This window comes from Photorhabdus laumondii subsp. laumondii (genome assembly GCF_003343245.1).
Taxonomy (GTDB): domain Bacteria; phylum Pseudomonadota; class Gammaproteobacteria; order Enterobacterales; family Enterobacteriaceae; genus Photorhabdus; species Photorhabdus laumondii.
In genome coordinates, this window is the sequence record NZ_CP024901.1 from 2,739,256 (window position 1) to 2,755,711 (window position 16,456).

The following is a 16,456-nucleotide window of genomic DNA, read 5'->3' on the forward strand; positions in this document are numbered from 1 at the left end:
TGACGTGGGCACTCCCTACACACCCGATGATTCGTCCTTGCTTGACGACTCACGGCAAACCCAAATACACGCTGTTAATCTGCCCCTTTGCTGGGGGCAGTACCAGTGCATTCCGCCACTGGTCCACACTAGAAAATTCAGATATAGCGGTTTCACTCGTGATTTACCCCGGACGAGACAGCCGTATGACAGAAAAGGCGGCCACCAGTATTGTGCCATTGGCGCAATCACTTTCTGACCTGATGGTGTCATTCACCCCCGCACAGAGAGAGAACCTGATACTTGTCGGTCACAGTATGGGGGCCCAAGTTGCTTTTGAAACTTGCCAACGCCTTGAGCAACAAAATTGTTCACCCAAGGCACTGGTGCTTTCGGGGTGCCATGCACCTCATCTTCAATCCCGCCGCCAACTTAGCGGATTACCTGATCATGAATTTATTGAACAATTGATTGATATCGGCGGTTGTAGCCCGATTTTGCGAGAAGATCCTGGCTTGCTTGCGCTGTTCTTACCGATGCTACGGGCTGATTTTCTTGCTACGGAACATTATCACCGGTTTATTCAGACTGACGCGGTAAAACTGCAAACACCAACATTGCTGCTTTATGGCAGTGAAGATAAAGAGGCTTCTGCGATAGAAGTTCAGCAGTGGCAGCAATGGCTTGCAGACGGAGAACAACACCGTTCATATCGCCACAAGGAGATTGTAGGCGACCATTTTTATATTACTCAAGAACCTGAGAATTTTATTCGTCACATTACACAATTTATACAATATGTCTATTTACAGGAGTTCGCATAATGGCACCTTTTTCTATTCCTGGGAAAACACTTACTATGACGCCAGACTACCTTTGGAATGGCAAAACGCTGGACCAACAACTTGCCGGATGGTCTGGTATTTGGGGCGATAAAACAGCGCTGATCTATCAAGAACAACAACTAACTTACCGTGAATTGCACCAATCCGCAGAGAGATTGGCCAGCGGATTATTTCGTCGAGGGATCCGTCGTGGGGATAACGTTATGGTACAACTGCCTAACCGTATCTCCTTTGTCGTTACCTGTTTTGCCCTGTTTAGGCTCGGTGCTCATCCGGTGTTATTAATGCCGACACAGCGGGCACATGATGTTCATGCTCTTTGCCAGATTGCACGTCCGGTTGCTTACATTATCCCTGATTGCTTCCATGATTTTGACTACCGCGAAATGGCACGAGAAATTGCGGCATTTTGCCCCGATCTAAAACACATTATTGTTGATGGAGAAGCGGAAGAATTTACCGCATTGGCATCCATTGATGATAAACCAGTAAATATTCCCGCTCCAAGTTATGGTGATATTGCCGTATTGCTGCTTTCGGGCGGAACAACCGGTACGCCGAAACTCATTCCCCGTACTCACGATGCTTATACCTATGATTTTGTGCTCTCCGCCCGTTTGTGCGCAGTAAATACGGAAAGTGTTTATTTGGCCGTACTGCCTGTGGCACATAACTTCACGTTAGGCAGCCCCGGTATTTTGGGTATCCTTTCCCAGGGTGGAAGTGTCCTTCTGAGTGATACCGCCAGTTTTGATGAGGCCATGCCGCTAATCGAGCAACACAAAGTGACCCATTTAGCATTAGTACCGGCTCTGGCTCGGCTCTGGGAACAGGCTCGCGACTGGGAACAAAGCGATCTTTCATCCCTGCGCTGTTTGCAAGTAGGTGGTGGCAGGTTGACACCAGAACTGGCGGGACAAGTAATAGCACGCCTTGGGCCTTTGCAGCAGGTGTTTGGTACAGCGGAAGGATTACTCTGTTATACCCGATTGGATGATCCCCACGAGGTCATCATTAATACCCAAGGACGTCCGTTATCAGAAGAAGATGAGATCAAAATTGTTGATGCCAATTTACAACCTGTAGTACCCGGTGAGGTAGGAGAGCTTATTACACGTGGCCCTTACACTATTACGGGATATTACCGTGCAGAGCAGCATAATACCGTAGCTTTCACCACCGATGGGTTCTATCGTACTGGCGATCTGGTTCGTATGACCTCAGATGGCAACCTGATCGTTGAGGGCAGAATTAAAGAGCAGATTAACCGCAGTGGTGAGAAAATTTCAACCCAAGAAGTTGAGACCTTGCTGCTGCAACACCCTGATATTGATGATGCCGTTGTCATTTCAGTGCCTGATGAATTGCTGGGTGAACGAACCTGCGCCTGTTTACCTAACAACGGCAATCAACCAGAACCGGTGCAGATAGCGGCATTTCTACAACAGAAAGGGGTTCAGCGTCATAAAATTCCTGACCAATGGTTGTTTGTCCCATATTGGCCACTTACTACCGTGGGAAAAATTGATAAACGCCGCTTGGTACAGATGGCACAAGCAGAACATGGCCGCCCAATGCAGCAATATCATGAACAAACAGTTGTTATTACCAGCACTCCGTTAGATTTGATCACACATTTGCTTTCAGAAGGCGAAGCACAACCTTATATGCTCTATGAAGTGAAAGGTGAATGGTCACTGGGGATAGGCTGTGCAGCGACCATCAGTGCGGATGCATCGGGACAATTGATTGATTCACAAGGTAATCGCCATCCATACGATATCAGCACGTTGAGCCAAAAACTTGAACAAGCGCTTAATGCCCTTCCCATTCAGGATTGGCGGGCCTATGGAAGAACGTTATTTGAATTCTCCCATATGACATATGGGTTGCCATTAGCACAACAGAACGAAGCGTTGATAAAAATCACTATTCCACAGCATGAATTACGCATAACTCCAGGACAGGTTCTGATACGAACGCTCGAAGAGAGTCAACTCACCATATTGAGGGAAAAAATTAGCCAGGTTGATCAATTAGGAACACCTGTTTTCCCGTGGACAAAAGATAGGGAAATTATCAGTACATCAGACGCGGCGAAACGTTATCAGGATAACGTCGCCAATGCGGTTAAGGACATTGCCTCGGGCCACTATCAAAAAGTGATCCTGTCACGTCGAGTTGAACTTGGCTCGGATATTGACATGCCACACAGCTACTGGTTAGGCCGCCAAGCTAACACACCTGCCCGCTCTTTCTTCTTACGTGATGAAGATTTCTCTGTTTATGGTTTTAGCCCGGAAACCGTAGTTGAAGCGGATGGTTCAGGTTGGGTTAGCACGCAACCATTGGCTGGAACCAGAGCATTGACACATGACAAAGATCAGGATCAACGATTGAGAGCAGATTTGCTTTCTGACCCGAAGGAGATCTCTGAACATGCTGTTTCGGCTAAATTGGCATTAGAGGAACTGGCACCGATTTGTCAGGCTGACACACTTTGTGTATCAGAGTTTATGGCGATTCGTGAACGAGGTTCAGTACAACATTTGGCATCACGGGTAAAAGGATTACTACAAACAGACAAAAATCGTTGGGATGCGTTCATCGCCCTATTCCCGGCTGTAACCGCTTCGGGGATACCGAAAAAAACCTCTTTACAGGCAATTTCACGTTATGAAGGTGAACCACGCCGGCTTTATAGTGGTTGTGTCATGTTATTAGATAGCTCAGGTAAACTGGATGCTGCGCTGGTATTACGTTCTCTCTATCAGCATCAAGGTCGCTGTTGGCTCCAGGCTGGCGCAGGATTGGTCAGAGATTCAAAACCAGAAAGAGAGTGGCAGGAAACTTGTGAAAAACTTGACTGCATTATGAAATACGTTCGCCCTTGCTCTGGTAAAAAAGAGTAAATGAAGTAATAACTTTTCCGGGAAAACCAGAGTTGTCTCTGGTTTTCCCTAGACGACTAATTTTCTACTATGCTTAATCAGTCACCTCTAATTTTTCCTTCCGTGACAACCAGTAACTTAAAAAAATCAAACAAATAGATATCAGCTTGCAACTATTCTTGCTGGTACCCATTTTAATTGGAGGCAATAAATATGTTCTCTCGTCGTGATATCTTGAAGGCATCCGCAATTGGCGCGGCGGCCGCTAGCATGGGCGGTATGATTAAAACGGCTGTTGCTGATGAACAGCACAATACGGCTGCCGCGGGTAATAGTAAACCGTCCACAGATGCTAAAAGTTTGTATAAATATAAATTCACCGATAGTAAAAAACGGGTATTAGAAAATGGATGGGCACGGGAAGCTACGGTGGAACAATTCCCGATATCTGAAGGGATTGCGGGTGTTGACATGATGCTTGAACCGGGTGGCGTGCGTGAACTCCATTGGCATGCTGTTGCCGCTGAATGGGCATATATGCTTGAAGGGCATGCACGTATTACCATTATTGATCCGGAGGGCAGAAGTGAAGTAGCTGATTTTGGTCCCGGTGATGTATGGTATTTTCCCAAAGGTCATGGTCATTCCATTCAGGCGCTTGAAGATGGTGCGCATTTTATTCTGACTTTTGATAACGGACACTTCTCAGAATTTGGCACTTTTAGCATCACTGATTGGATAACGCATATGCCGAAAGAGGTGCTTGAGAAAAGTGTCAACATGCCAGCATCTGTTTTTTCTAAAATCAAACAGGGTGAAGCTTACATTGTCGGTGGCGCTATCCCGCCAAAACTTCCCCTACCCGCCGATGACGGCGGATTAAACGATGCCCCACTCACCCACCGTTATGAACTCTTGAAGAACAAACCCTTCTTCGAGAACGACGCAGGGAGTGTTTATCGAGCATCATCGAAGGAATTCCCCATTTCTACAACGATCACTGGCCTCATCGAGACCATCAAACCTGGCGCTATACGTGAACTACATTGGCACCCTAATGCCAACGAGTGGCAATACTACATTTCAGGCAAAGGACGTATGACCGTGTTTAGTTCCCACGGACACGCCCAAACCGCAAAATATGGGCCGACCGACGTTGGTTATGTGCCACTGGGATTTGGTCACTATATCGAAAATATTGGTAATGATGATCTTCAAGTACTGATTGTGCTAGATAACGGTATCTACCAAGATATTTCACTTTCTGATTGGTTAGCTAAAACGCCGTCTTATCTGCTTGCGGATAACTTCAACAATAATCCCTCCGATTGGGTGGACCGTCCTAAGGATAAATTAGTTATATCGCGCCGTAGGAGTTGAGATATTACACCGTGGTGTATTGAATCTATATGACCTTGTATATCAAAAATAGCCTCGTTTACACGGGGCTTTATTAGTAAAAAAACGTTCAATGAAAATTATTTATTAGGTGAGTTTTTTATTAACAAGGATCGAAAATTGCCTATTTCCTGCCATACGCAATGATTATCTTACATTTACATAACCCGCCATGACTATATTAAAAATATTTTGTTAACATAAAATTATCCTATTCTTAAAGTCCGTATTGGTTCAATTTATTTTTAGTGTCCTCTGTTTTTATTTAACTCATTTCATTATTTATTTAACTAATATTAACCTAATGATTTAAATGAAAAAAAATCAACGAGAAATGGAAAAAGAAAAGCTTGCTAATAATTCTTGCGTAAGTTAATTTTACATTGAAATTAACGCTTAAAAAGCCAGGGAAAACTCTATATTTAAAGTTGAAATTTATATTAGTAGCGACAAATTGCGGAGTTTTCTGCCAGAAATTTCATAGCTCAAATAAACATTAACATAATGGAGAAATATAATGGTTATACAATTAACACCTGATGATAGAAGTGGATATCCACCCGTTGAAAAGCAAATAGCAGGAGATATAGTACGTATACTAAACTTTAAGCAAACAGATGAGGGTCATACAGCATCATATGGAATTGAATATCGAGCTAAGAAAATAATATTAGCTTACGCTTTGGCTGTAAGTGGTATTCATAATGTATCTAAACTTCCTGATGACTATTATAAGAATAAAGAGACTGCTGAGAGAATTTATCAAGAATATATGTCTAATCTTTCATCTGCACTATTAGGTGAAAATGGTGATCAAATTTCTAAAGATATGGCAAATGGTTTTTATAAGAATGAACTGGATTTTGAAGGTCAATATCCTCAAAACATTTGGAATGTTCCTGAGCTTGAAAATAAACCATTGAGTGCTTATTCAGATGACGATAAATTATTAGCACTATATTTTTTCTCTGTACAGGAAATTCCACTGGAGGAAAATCAACAATCAAATGCCGCAAGATTTTTTAAATTAATTGATTTCTTACTTACCTTATCTGCTGTAACTTCATTGGGAAGGAGGATTTTTTCAAAAAACTTTTACAATGGATTAGAGTCTAAATCATTAGAGAATTATATTGAGAGAAAAAAGTTTCCTAAACCTTTCTTTCGACCACCGCAGAGATTACCTGATGGCAGAATAGGTTATTTGGCTGGACCAACAGAAGCGCCTAAATGGAGAGTGAGTTTTAAAGAACTTAAAAATAACAAATCTAGGAATGGATTTTCTAATATGGAAGGGGCTGCAAAACAAAAGTATAGTTCATTTATAAAAGAGGTACAAAAGGGTAACGCTCCACAGACAGCAGCAAAAAGTATTGGTACAGCAAGCGGCAGTAACCTGGAAAAATTGCCGAATAATTTATATAGTGTGAGGCTAAGCCAAAAAGACAGGGTAACCTTCACTCAAAATGATACTGACAATACAATGACGGTTCATAGTGTTGGAACTCATTATAAAAATATATGATGAGTGATCTCTGACTTCGATTGACAGAGCATTTTTAAGCTCTCATTTTCTCAACGGGAGTCTCATAAGGCGTTTTACCTTTCAAACCACTGTTGTGGTCTGTGATAATTGTAAAACGCCTTCCTTTAGCCAATACACTTTACTACCAAGAAAATATATACCCTATGGATTTCAAGATGGATCGCGGCGGCAAGGGAGAGAATCCCCGGGAGCATAGATAACTATGTGACCGGGGTGAGTGAGTGCAGCCAACAAAGAAGTAACTTGAAAGATGACGGGTATAGCTGGAAGAAGCCGGCTCTCCCTGTTAATAACGTTAGATGGTTATAATTTTTGATGTTATTTTTGATTTCCGCAGCAAAACACATAATATATATGACAGGATAAAAGCCAGCAAAGAATAGGCTATTATGTAAATATATACATTTATGTAATTAAATTTTGTTAATAAGAAATTATGGACGAATTCGTTATGTATTTCAATAACAAAAATATTGTGAACAAGATATATTCCTAGTATATTCTTGCTAATGTCATCTATTAAGAATGGTATTTCTCTGATATTCAAGTTAACCAAGAATAAAAACAGGCACACCGAAGAAGCTTGGAGGAATACATTATAAAACTTCCCATAAAAGAAGGCTATCCCCATCTTGGATGAAATGATTGATAAAGATATCAATGATATAAGAAAAAATACCATAAGTATTATATGTTTACAGGAAAAAGCCTTTATTTTAGGTTTCGTTAACCCTATATATCCGCCTATCAAGAAACTAATCAAACCCTCAGATTGGAAAGGAAGCAAAATATTGAATGGGATTAGGGAAAAAGAGAATTTGTAATCTGTTAGTGCATTCAGCAATGTAAGATTAGAAATTATAAGCATTATGATGAGTATTTTCTTAATCCCCTTTGCATTTGCTTCGTTAAATGTGTTACGCATTAGTGGTGTTAATATATATAGAGAGACAATTGCAAATATAAACCATAAATGGGTAGCATCTGATGTAGTTCCGCTAACATTAACATAATTTAAAAAGTTAACAGTAGGCACTGTTGTAAATTTACTGATAAAATATGTGTCATACAGATAATAAAAGATAAGCCAAAACAACAATACAGTTAATATCCCTTTGGATTTATTAATGATGTAATCCACCTGATTTTCATGCTTGTTGTTTAGTAAGAAATAGCCACTGCACATAAAAAACAACGAGACCCCCAACTGACCGGCCTGCCTAAGAAAATACAAAACCACGTCATTATCATTGCGCAACAAGAAAAATAAAGTAACGTGAGAAATTACAACGAAAAATATAGAAACGATCTTTAATAAATCTATGGTTAATATTCTCATTTTTTGTCTCTTAAATAGATAAAATGAAGTTTGAAATTTTTGGGGCAATCCTGGTCATACCTATTTTTGATGGATGCAAACCATCGGACACTGTGCCCAAGCTATTGCTGGTCATAATATCGATATTTCCTTCATTGAATCCAGATTGTTTTAATAAATCCAGATATGGGATGGAATATTTTTCGCAAATTTCCCGACAAACGCTGCAATAGTCAGACAAGTAGTACCCTTTGGCGTTTTTACTGTTCATGCCTCTTTGTACTGATATTGGTGTTGTTATAATAAACCCTATTCTCGCTAATGGGTATTTTTTTGTAATTCCAGCCATCAATAACTTCATACCGCCAATAAATGTCAAGGAGGTGTTGTCTTTATAATCACCTATTTCCACCCCTCCATAGGAGCCAAAGTTAAATCCAAAATCATTTACCCCTCCCCATATTGTAATAATATCTGGATTGTTTTCCATTTTTTCATATCTTAAACAAATGGCTGAATTGTCATTTTCATCTTTTTGGGCTAGGCATGTTCCCCCTATTCCGTAGTTTTTCCATTCTTTTAGACCTAAATTTTCGGTCACTATTGGTTGATACCACCCTCTTTCAGTTATACTGTCACCGAGGGTAAACCAACACCTTCCCTTCAAATGCGATTGAATATAAGACATTTACTTTTATCCTTCTAAAAATAAAATGTAGACCGACTGGCTGTCTATCAGACAAGCGAAACGGAAGAAAGCGTGTTTAACTTTGAAATAACCGATTTGCAGGACACAGTAAATTTGGGAATATAAACTCGGCCGGGTTGTATTAGGCTCCAATTCGCTTGCTGACAGCGACAGAAATTCCAACTTTTGGTCTGTATGATGAGTCATCATCCTGATCCCATGCAAATTATGTCCGTATGAAGATCGCTGACCGGACAGTGAAAATGAATTTCGTCACTGCGGTTGGATCTCGGATAAAGTTGTCTCATATAAATAGTACGATATCAACCCCTTTTACGACCCTTTAATCGCACAACATTTATGACAGAAATATGGATTGGTTATCATAAGCAAGTTATCTATCAAGTACTAAAAAATGCTGATAGCAATAATTAGTTTGCTAAAGAAGTGGCTGATAAATTAGCTGAAGAGAAAAATGGATCTGAAACATAATATTGAGTTACTGACTATTACCCATTATCGGCCCATGAATACTTACTGCCTATCCCAATAGAGCTATTTTATTTGCCCTTCTTTGCCATAAAGAGCGAACCTGGGCAGTGCTCAAAATCCTCACGTACTACGTGTACGCTCCGGTTTTTCCGCGCTGTCCGTGTTCACTGTTCATTGATAAGAATGGTCTGCAACAATTACGCCTATTGAGATAGGCTCTTATACGTTAAAGTGGCTTCTTTAGCTGCTTTACCACATAAATGCCCCAAGGTTTTATGCTCTCGGCTCCTTGCCTACAGTGACGCCGGATAGATTTAAGCAAGCCAAAAATTCATCAAAAATGAGTGTTGTAAAAACGAGGGCGGCCATAGATTTTTATACTCTAGAAAACAAAGTGAGCAATATTTTGATCATTTTGAATACGATATAAACCACCAAGAAAACAGTGTGAACGTGCTTCAAATAAGCATCTGATGAAACTCCGCTGAGATGGCCTTATAAATAGCTATAAGACATCATATGTGCTAATGTGGGTTTGTGGGTGAATTCATAAGGAGAATAAACTATGAGCCGTTTAACTATTGATATAACCGATCAACAACACAAAAGTTTGAAAGCGCTGGCAGCCTTGCATGGCAAGACAATCAAGCAATATACACTCGAACGTTTGTTCCCTGACATGACCGATAGTGATCAGGCATGGCAAGAATTGAAGGTCTTGTTAAATACGCGGATCAGTGAAGGGATGGAAGGCAAGGTATCCAAAAAAAGCATCGACGAAATTCTTAATGAAGAACTTGCCAAGAACGGACGCGATTAATGGACTATATACTAAACAGAAGCCTCTGAAGCCGATTTGCGCACAATTATTAGTTATACACGTAAGCAATGGGGGGATGCTCAGGTACACCATTACATCACTACCCTGAAACAAGGTATTGGACGTCTCGCTTGCGGCAATCTTTCAAGGATATGAGCGAATTCTTTCCAGCATTGCGCATGGCGCGTTGTGAACATCACTATGTATTTTGTTTGCCACGCAAAGATGCTCCTGCGTTAATAGTGGCAATTTTTCATGAGAGGATGGACTTATTGGCACGCCTTGCTGACCGACTAAAGTTGTGAAAAGAGAAATAGGAGACCATAAAAATCTGTGGGGCACTTATGCAGCAGCTGCCTCTGTCAAATAGTGCTCCATTAGGTACAGGCTCTCAATCTACCCCTGTCGATTTCCAAGGTGCTAATGGACAGTATTTCTGGGAATTATTCTTTCATCTGCCTTTCCTGGTATCTTACCGGCTTTGCGAAGAACGGCGTTATTACTAATCCAGCGACATTCGGGTAATATCGCCGGTACATCTAATAGTTCGCTACAGCAAGTTCCGCCCTATCGTTTCCCGATCATGTTAAAACGTGCCAGTAAAGCCGTGAAACAGTTAATTCAACTAGGAGATAGACTGTTCAGGGCGACAGAAAATGAGATTAACGCTGAACAACAGGTGTTACAACAATCGCAAGTCATTAAGTTATCTGCTTTTGCTATAGAGTTGCAACAACAAGCTATTGAAATTGCTCAGGCTAGTAAAGCTGCTTTAGAAGCAAGTAAAAATATGGCGCAACAACGGTATGAGCATTACTACGGTTTATATGAAGAGAATCTTTCTGGCTTGGAAATATCAGCTATAGCTCTCAAGACTACATCGGAAATCACAAGAATGGCAGCCGTTCCCTTCCATATCATGAGTGCCGCGGTGGAAACTTTACCCAATATTTTTGGTCTGGCGGTAGGAGGAGGTAACTACGCAGCTCCTTTGGTAAGAACAGCACTAGTTGCTGAAATCACCGGACTGACATTAGGCATGACAGCGGATCGGCTTCAAGATGGAGCAAACTATCAGCAGCGGCGTCAGGATTGGGAAATTGAGTGGAAACAAGCACAAAGTGAAATCAATATCATTGACAAGCAGTTAAAAGAGCAGGAGTTACTGATTCAAAGCGCTCAAATCTCATTACGAGAAGCTCAGGCACAGCGAAATGCGGCTGTTGAGTTGTATGAATTTATAACGACAGGTTTTCTGGTTGTACCGACATATCAATGGCTGATGAATCGACTTTCTATATTATATGCTCCTGCCTATGATGCTGTTTTATCACTGTGCTTAATGGTTGAAGCTGGCTGGCGTTATGAAGTTGGTGATTATCAACAACAAGGTTTTTTATCAAGGCCGATGCTTGGAATAATTCCTATCGGGGCTTTCTGGCGGGCGAATCATTACAATTGGATCTACAGCAAATGGAAGCGGCTTGGTTACAGCGTCACGAACGCTGTTTAAATATCAAAAAAACCTTCTCTCTTCTTAGTACTGTGTCTTCTATCAAAGAGATAACTGATCAAATTGACAAAAAACAGGAGATAAATTTCACTCTGGACGCACGGGCCTTTGATAAAAACTATCCCGGACATTATTTGCGTCAGATAAAACGGGTTTCTGTGTCATTATCGCTGGAAAACGCGGGTTCCGAGCCAATAGCTACCCCGGAAATTTGCGCGATTTTGACACAAACAAGCAGTTCAACGTTAGTTGATACTGATATTAACGGAGTTAATTGGCTCTATGATCCGACGAGAAAAGCAGGCAACAATAGAAATATCAAAACCAATTTACGCGCACAGCAACAAATTGCCCTCTCTTCAATACATGAAGATGATGGTGGAGTAGCAACAGAGAATTGGTTATGTACCTTGATGTTTGATGATGATCGTTATCTGCCATTTGAAGGAACTGGTGCTATTTCAACCTGGAACCTGAAATTCCCTGATAAGCAAGTTATCGATCAGGTGCTAAAAAACATTAATGGCGGTTGGAAATTAAAAGATATTCTTATTCATTTGCATTATACCGCACGAGATGGCGGTAATCAGTTTTCTAAACAAGTGGCTGATAAATTAGCTGAGGAGAAAAATGGATCTGAAACATAATATTGAGTTACTGACTACCTGAATTTAGCAATAAAAGCCTCTATACCCGTTATCTTTCAAGTTGCCTCTTTGTTGCTGCACTCACTCACCCCGGTCACATAGTTACCTATGCTCCCGGGGATTCGCTCCCTTGCCGTCGCGATCCATCTTGAAATCCATTGGGCATATAGCCATTGGGTATATAGTAAGATAGAGGCTTTTTTAATTAATTTTAACTTTAGGTAGTACCCCGCATTTTGACCTGCTTTCCCATACCTGGGGTTAATTGTTTTTTAACTGATGGTGATTATTTGCATACCAGGAAATATAATCATCACTGGATATCGGCGTTTCGATTCCAGCCTTATCTACGCCAAAACTGGGAATATAATCATTTATTCTGTCTGCATGCTGGCGTATATACTCAATGCGTCTCTCATCTATTTTTTTAGATTCTTGTAAATTGATCACTTCACTTCTCAGGAGATTGCTCATGTTACGATGAATCCAGTCGAGAAGATAACCTTCGATGATCATACAAAGATCATCATCATTATTATCATGGTATGCATCAATAGTTGTCGTCACCACGGATAAAACGGCATATGTTTGGCTTAGTTCTAGAAAATCCCCACTATGCTTATTAAGAATATCTAAGTTTATCTTTTTATTGTTACTCGCTATTAATCCATTTAACTTTTTATATAAAAAGTTCATATAGTCATGCAAAATGGGAAATAGGTTATGTTGGAAAGATGCTTTGTTTATTTCTTTCATCTTATTGAGAATGATCATCCCTCCGGCTTTTAGTGATAATACAAGGTTATCACCTTCCGAAGTAATCGTACCAAAATTAGATATCAAATAAGGGGATATCTTGTTAACCGTAAATAACCCCTGTGCGCCGCAACGCTCACGACAATTAATTAATATTTCTTGTGTACGCCATGTGCACAGGGACTTGGTAGTAATGATTTCAATAAGTAGTTCATCTGAAAACTTAAAGTTTTTAATTGATTCTGATAATATAGTTGAAACTTTTCTTGTTAGCTCTCTTAAGTATAACGTATGAGTGATGGTGCTCAGGGTATCCCAGGCGATACCTTCTTTGAAATGAGAATAATTAATTATTGGCATAGCACCTGAATAGCCGAATGTTTGTCGTTTATTTCCATATGTGCTAGTTATATGAAGAACTGATTTGGCCGCTGTCACTGAGATCATTGCCATGCATAACTTCCCTGAATGTATTCTATTTGTAATTAACGAGAATCTTTCTCTTAATTCTTTAATATGCAATGATACTTTACCCTCCCTGGTCAGGGTTATCATATTACCCGCAAGGAGTCCTTCAAAGGGAATTTCGACATTATCAAATGAAGTTATTGCATTATCTAAATAAAACCCGGGCTTATCGCCAAGTGGGGTAATTTTAACGCCGGGCGTTAATTTTCCATTTACAGACAGAGGAAGAAGAAATGGGAAAATACCATATTTTTTTCCTGATACATTTAACTGAGCTAAAATTACAGCCACTTTGGGTAATTCACAAGGCATGGTATTAGGCATAAATTTATATGCATTTGGGCTAGGTGAATTTAGCATGAATACGCCTTTTTCCGGCAGATAATTAGCCTGTGTTTCGATTGCGATTAGATCATTCCCGTGAGCTAGCTCAGTCGCCAGATATACTCCAATGGCACGACCTGAACAAAGTTTTTGGTAAAGATCTTCCACATATGGAGTTTGCACGCCTAAGTTAGCGACAGTGCCGATGGCTAAATTATAATGAATTGATAGCATAGAAACTACAGCGCAATCATGTGGAGCTACAAGTTCATGAAGCGCAACTAATTCATTAAATGGTTTCGTGCGAATATTATTATTTTGAATATATTCAAGAAGTTCTATGAATTTTTTTACTGACGACTGATAATTGACACAATTGCTTTTAAGTACCGCTAAAAGGTTATCAGATACTCCCTCATTTCCTATACCTAAATAAGACTTTAATGTTGATTCTGAATTGTACAATGATTTATCCATATCGATGGAGCCTTTTACTAGATTAATAATATGTATATTAACTATTTAATATAGTGTAATGGGATACGCCAGAAATATATATACTTCTACGTTAAAAAATTTATTAATAGAAGTGATTTGTTAAAAATTTTTTTTCTTAGTGTCGAGTAGATAAAACGATATTAAAAGATATTTATCAAGTAAATAATTTATCGCCGTTATTTTATTTGAATAGATGATTAATCATTTCATCTTCATCGTCAAAATTATCTTGATATAAATAGTTTGTTATGAGAATGGATTTTTGTTGTTTTAATATAATTAATTGGTGAATTGATTATGAACCATTATAGGTAGAGGTTTTTATTATTTTAAACAATGTTGATGTTATTTATATCAATTAATTAATTTTAATGAAAAAACTTCCGGCATTATTTATCATGCTAGGAACCTATTATATTAATATGAAGTTGATGCAAAGATTATTTGCATAATTTACACTTCAAATGCGTCAAATTTTCTTTATTATTAACTAGGAGTAGAATATGAAAAAATTGATATCTATGCTATTTATTTTCATTGGTATGATTAGCATCCCTGCATTTTCTGCGGAAACCAATAGTGGCATTGTCAAAGTCGCAGAAATTAAAGCGGATTGGGACAATCCTGCACATTATCTTTATACATTCAGTGGAGGATTAGCCGGTAACTGTGGAAAACCAGGTTATATTTGGTCAGGTTCAAGCGCTGATAACATTAACAAGCTATTAAGCCAAGCTTATGCACAGGGTTTAAATATTAAAGTTGGCATAGAAAATGCGAGTTGTAATATAACTACCGTTTACATTATTAAACAATAGTCATTGTTTCTTATTCTGTTATCAATGGGATAAAGAAAGCGATAGATAAACATTGATTTACCTAACTTTATAACGAAGCCCTCTACTAAAAAGTAGAGGGCTTTTTAAATTAACTTAAAAAATTTTTCCTTTTCGGAATTATTTCAACTCAGTATTTATCTTATTCACAATATATTTCAGTGACAAAACTTGGTGCATTCTCAATAGTGTCGTGAACTGGGCAGGTTTTATTAATAAAGTCGACAAAGGCATGAATTTCTTCTTCACTATTATCAGCTTTAATATGAAATTTTGTCACAATTTTGGAGAAACCTAATTTCGCTTGTTTATTTCTACCAGTGAAACCATCAGTATCAAGCTCGCCTTCCAGATCAACGTGAATATCAATTAAGTTAATTTTGTGCAGTTTAGCAAAAGCCTTTGCTACGATACATTTGCAGGCCCCGAGAGAACAGAGTAAAGCTTCAACGGGATTCATCCCCTGATTAGTACCACCTAAATTACGCGGTTCATCCAAATAAAAGGAGAAATCTCTTGATGTACATTCAACTTTCAATCCAGCTACAGATTTTACTGTGGCAGTAAATAACTCTTTCGCCATGATCCAACTCCTTATAATTAATGTTAGTTTTTCACAGGGGAAAATAGAGATATACCCGTCATCTTTCAAATTGCCTATTTGTTGGCTGCACTCACTCACCCCGGTCACATCGTTATCTATGCTCCCGGGGATTCGCTCCCTTGCCGTCGCGATGCATCTTGAAATCCATTGGGTATAGTTATTATAACTTTTAATTTTTCTCCATTTTGTTTTTAAAGTGCTTATCTTTTAATTGTTCTTTCTTGCTCTTCCTCTTGAGAAACCCATGCCGGATGTGGAATGTGAGCTGTTAAAACTTTAGTTTGATTATTCATATAGATTTTTGCTAATCAGGATAAAATTCAGGGGACAGTATCTGGGACATACCCCAAATGCATACGTCGGGAAACACGTCTAACCCGGTTTCGTTCATTGCTGAGGCAACGGCTTTAGACCAAACAACATCAACCCAGTCTGAATCATTTAACTTTGTCTTTAAGCTAGGAGATTCTTTTAAACCATAAAGAATCTCTTTTCTTTGCGCTTTAATGGTTCTTTCCCAACTTGTTCCTCTATGGCTTGGCTGGTATTTCCATTTTAATAAGTGAGCAATTAATACTGCCATGCGGCTAGCCAACTCACGCTGTTCACTCTTGCCCACGTCTTCGATCTCTTCAGCAATATTGGCTATATCAATCTCAGAGAATTTACCGGCACGTAATAACGCTGCCTGTTCATTTGCCCAAGCGACCACATCAGTTTCGTAACGGGTATGATTCATAATTGCCTCCGCTAATAGGTCTATTATGCTAGCAGTCTGTCAGAGAATACGCTTTAGGTCAAAAAAGAACTTATTTGGATCAAAAAAATAACCT

At 39.4% G+C, this 16,456-nt stretch carries 14 protein-coding genes; 9 read left to right on the forward strand and 5 right to left on the reverse strand.

Features of this window, described 5'->3' with window-relative positions:
* Nucleotides 1-26: 26 nt before the first annotated feature.
* The 4 genes from PluTT01m_RS12025 to PluTT01m_RS12040 all read left to right on the forward strand — a co-directional run bounded on the left by PluTT01m_RS12025 (nucleotide 27) and on the right by PluTT01m_RS12040 (nucleotide 6,638).
* Complete coding sequence (locus PluTT01m_RS12025; RefSeq protein ID WP_011146565.1) at nucleotides 27-803, forward strand: thioesterase II family protein; 777 nt, start codon at nucleotides 27-29, stop codon at nucleotides 801-803.
* Nucleotides 804-838: 35 nt separating this feature from the next.
* Nucleotides 839-3,736 (forward strand): salicylate synthase, encoded by a 2,898-nt coding sequence (locus PluTT01m_RS12030; RefSeq protein WP_109791973.1) that lies wholly within the window; start codon nucleotides 839-841, stop codon nucleotides 3,734-3,736.
* 192 nt (nucleotides 3,737-3,928) lie between these two features.
* Nucleotides 3,929-5,095, forward strand: a complete 1,167-nt coding sequence (locus PluTT01m_RS12035) for a cupin domain-containing protein (RefSeq protein WP_011146567.1) — start codon at nucleotides 3,929-3,931, stop codon at nucleotides 5,093-5,095.
* A 535-nt stretch (nucleotides 5,096-5,630) separates the two neighbouring features.
* On the forward strand, nucleotides 5,631-6,638 hold the full coding sequence (locus PluTT01m_RS12040; protein ID WP_011146568.1) for a hypothetical protein: 1,008 nt from the start codon (nucleotides 5,631-5,633) through the stop codon (nucleotides 6,636-6,638).
* 316 nt (nucleotides 6,639-6,954) lie between these two features.
* Here the strand turns inward: PluTT01m_RS12040 and PluTT01m_RS12045 are convergent, their stop codons facing one another.
* Nucleotides 6,955-7,998: an acyltransferase gene (locus PluTT01m_RS12045; RefSeq protein ID WP_011146569.1), complete on the reverse strand. Its 1,044-nt coding sequence runs from the start codon at nucleotides 7,996-7,998 to the stop codon at nucleotides 6,955-6,957.
* Nucleotides 7,999-8,008: 10 nt separating this feature from the next.
* Nucleotides 8,009-8,665, reverse strand: coding sequence for an SGNH/GDSL hydrolase family protein (locus PluTT01m_RS12050; RefSeq protein WP_011146570.1), 657 nt, complete (start codon nucleotides 8,663-8,665; stop codon nucleotides 8,009-8,011).
* 1,057 nt (nucleotides 8,666-9,722) lie between these two features.
* On the opposite strand from PluTT01m_RS12050, the gene PluTT01m_RS12055 reads away from it, so the two are divergent.
* From PluTT01m_RS12055 to PluTT01m_RS27900, 4 genes are all read left to right on the forward strand, one after another.
* Nucleotides 9,723-9,977 (forward strand): antitoxin, encoded by a 255-nt coding sequence (locus PluTT01m_RS12055; protein WP_011146571.1) that lies wholly within the window; start codon nucleotides 9,723-9,725, stop codon nucleotides 9,975-9,977.
* A gap of 344 nt (nucleotides 9,978-10,321) precedes the next feature.
* Nucleotides 10,322-10,483, forward strand: coding sequence for a hypothetical protein (locus tag PluTT01m_RS26905; protein ID WP_157866901.1), 162 nt, complete (start codon nucleotides 10,322-10,324; stop codon nucleotides 10,481-10,483).
* On the forward strand, nucleotides 10,459-11,490 hold the full coding sequence (locus tag PluTT01m_RS27895; protein ID WP_125043768.1) for a Tc toxin subunit A-related protein: 1,032 nt from the start codon (nucleotides 10,459-10,461) through the stop codon (nucleotides 11,488-11,490). The genes PluTT01m_RS26905 and PluTT01m_RS27895 overlap by 25 nt, the downstream gene beginning before the upstream one ends.
* Nucleotides 11,415-12,137: a Tc toxin subunit A-related protein gene (locus PluTT01m_RS27900; RefSeq protein ID WP_228957218.1), complete on the forward strand. Its 723-nt coding sequence runs from the start codon at nucleotides 11,415-11,417 to the stop codon at nucleotides 12,135-12,137. Before PluTT01m_RS27895 ends, PluTT01m_RS27900 begins: the two co-directional genes overlap by 76 nt.
* Before the next feature lie 261 nt (nucleotides 12,138-12,398).
* Here the strand turns inward: PluTT01m_RS27900 and PluTT01m_RS12075 are convergent, their stop codons facing one another.
* Complete coding sequence (locus PluTT01m_RS12075; RefSeq protein ID WP_011146572.1) at nucleotides 12,399-14,162, reverse strand: acyl-CoA dehydrogenase family protein; 1,764 nt, start codon at nucleotides 14,160-14,162, stop codon at nucleotides 12,399-12,401.
* A gap of 524 nt (nucleotides 14,163-14,686) precedes the next feature.
* On the opposite strand from PluTT01m_RS12075, the gene PluTT01m_RS12080 reads away from it, so the two are divergent.
* The gene (locus PluTT01m_RS12080) at nucleotides 14,687-15,001 is read left to right on the forward strand and encodes a hypothetical protein (RefSeq protein WP_011146573.1); all 315 of its coding nucleotides are present in this window, start codon (nucleotides 14,687-14,689) and stop codon (nucleotides 14,999-15,001) included.
* 160 nt (nucleotides 15,002-15,161) lie between these two features.
* Here the strand turns inward: PluTT01m_RS12080 and PluTT01m_RS12085 are convergent, their stop codons facing one another.
* Together PluTT01m_RS12085 and PluTT01m_RS12090 are read right to left on the reverse strand one after the other, a co-directional pair.
* A complete protein-coding gene (locus PluTT01m_RS12085) occupies nucleotides 15,162-15,602 on the reverse strand; it encodes an OsmC family protein (protein WP_011146574.1) in 441 nt (146 codons plus the stop codon).
* Nucleotides 15,603-15,927: 325 nt separating this feature from the next.
* Nucleotides 15,928-16,362 (reverse strand): DUF29 domain-containing protein, encoded by a 435-nt coding sequence (locus PluTT01m_RS12090; protein WP_011146575.1) that lies wholly within the window; start codon nucleotides 16,360-16,362, stop codon nucleotides 15,928-15,930.
* Nucleotides 16,363-16,456 lie beyond the last annotated feature (94 nt).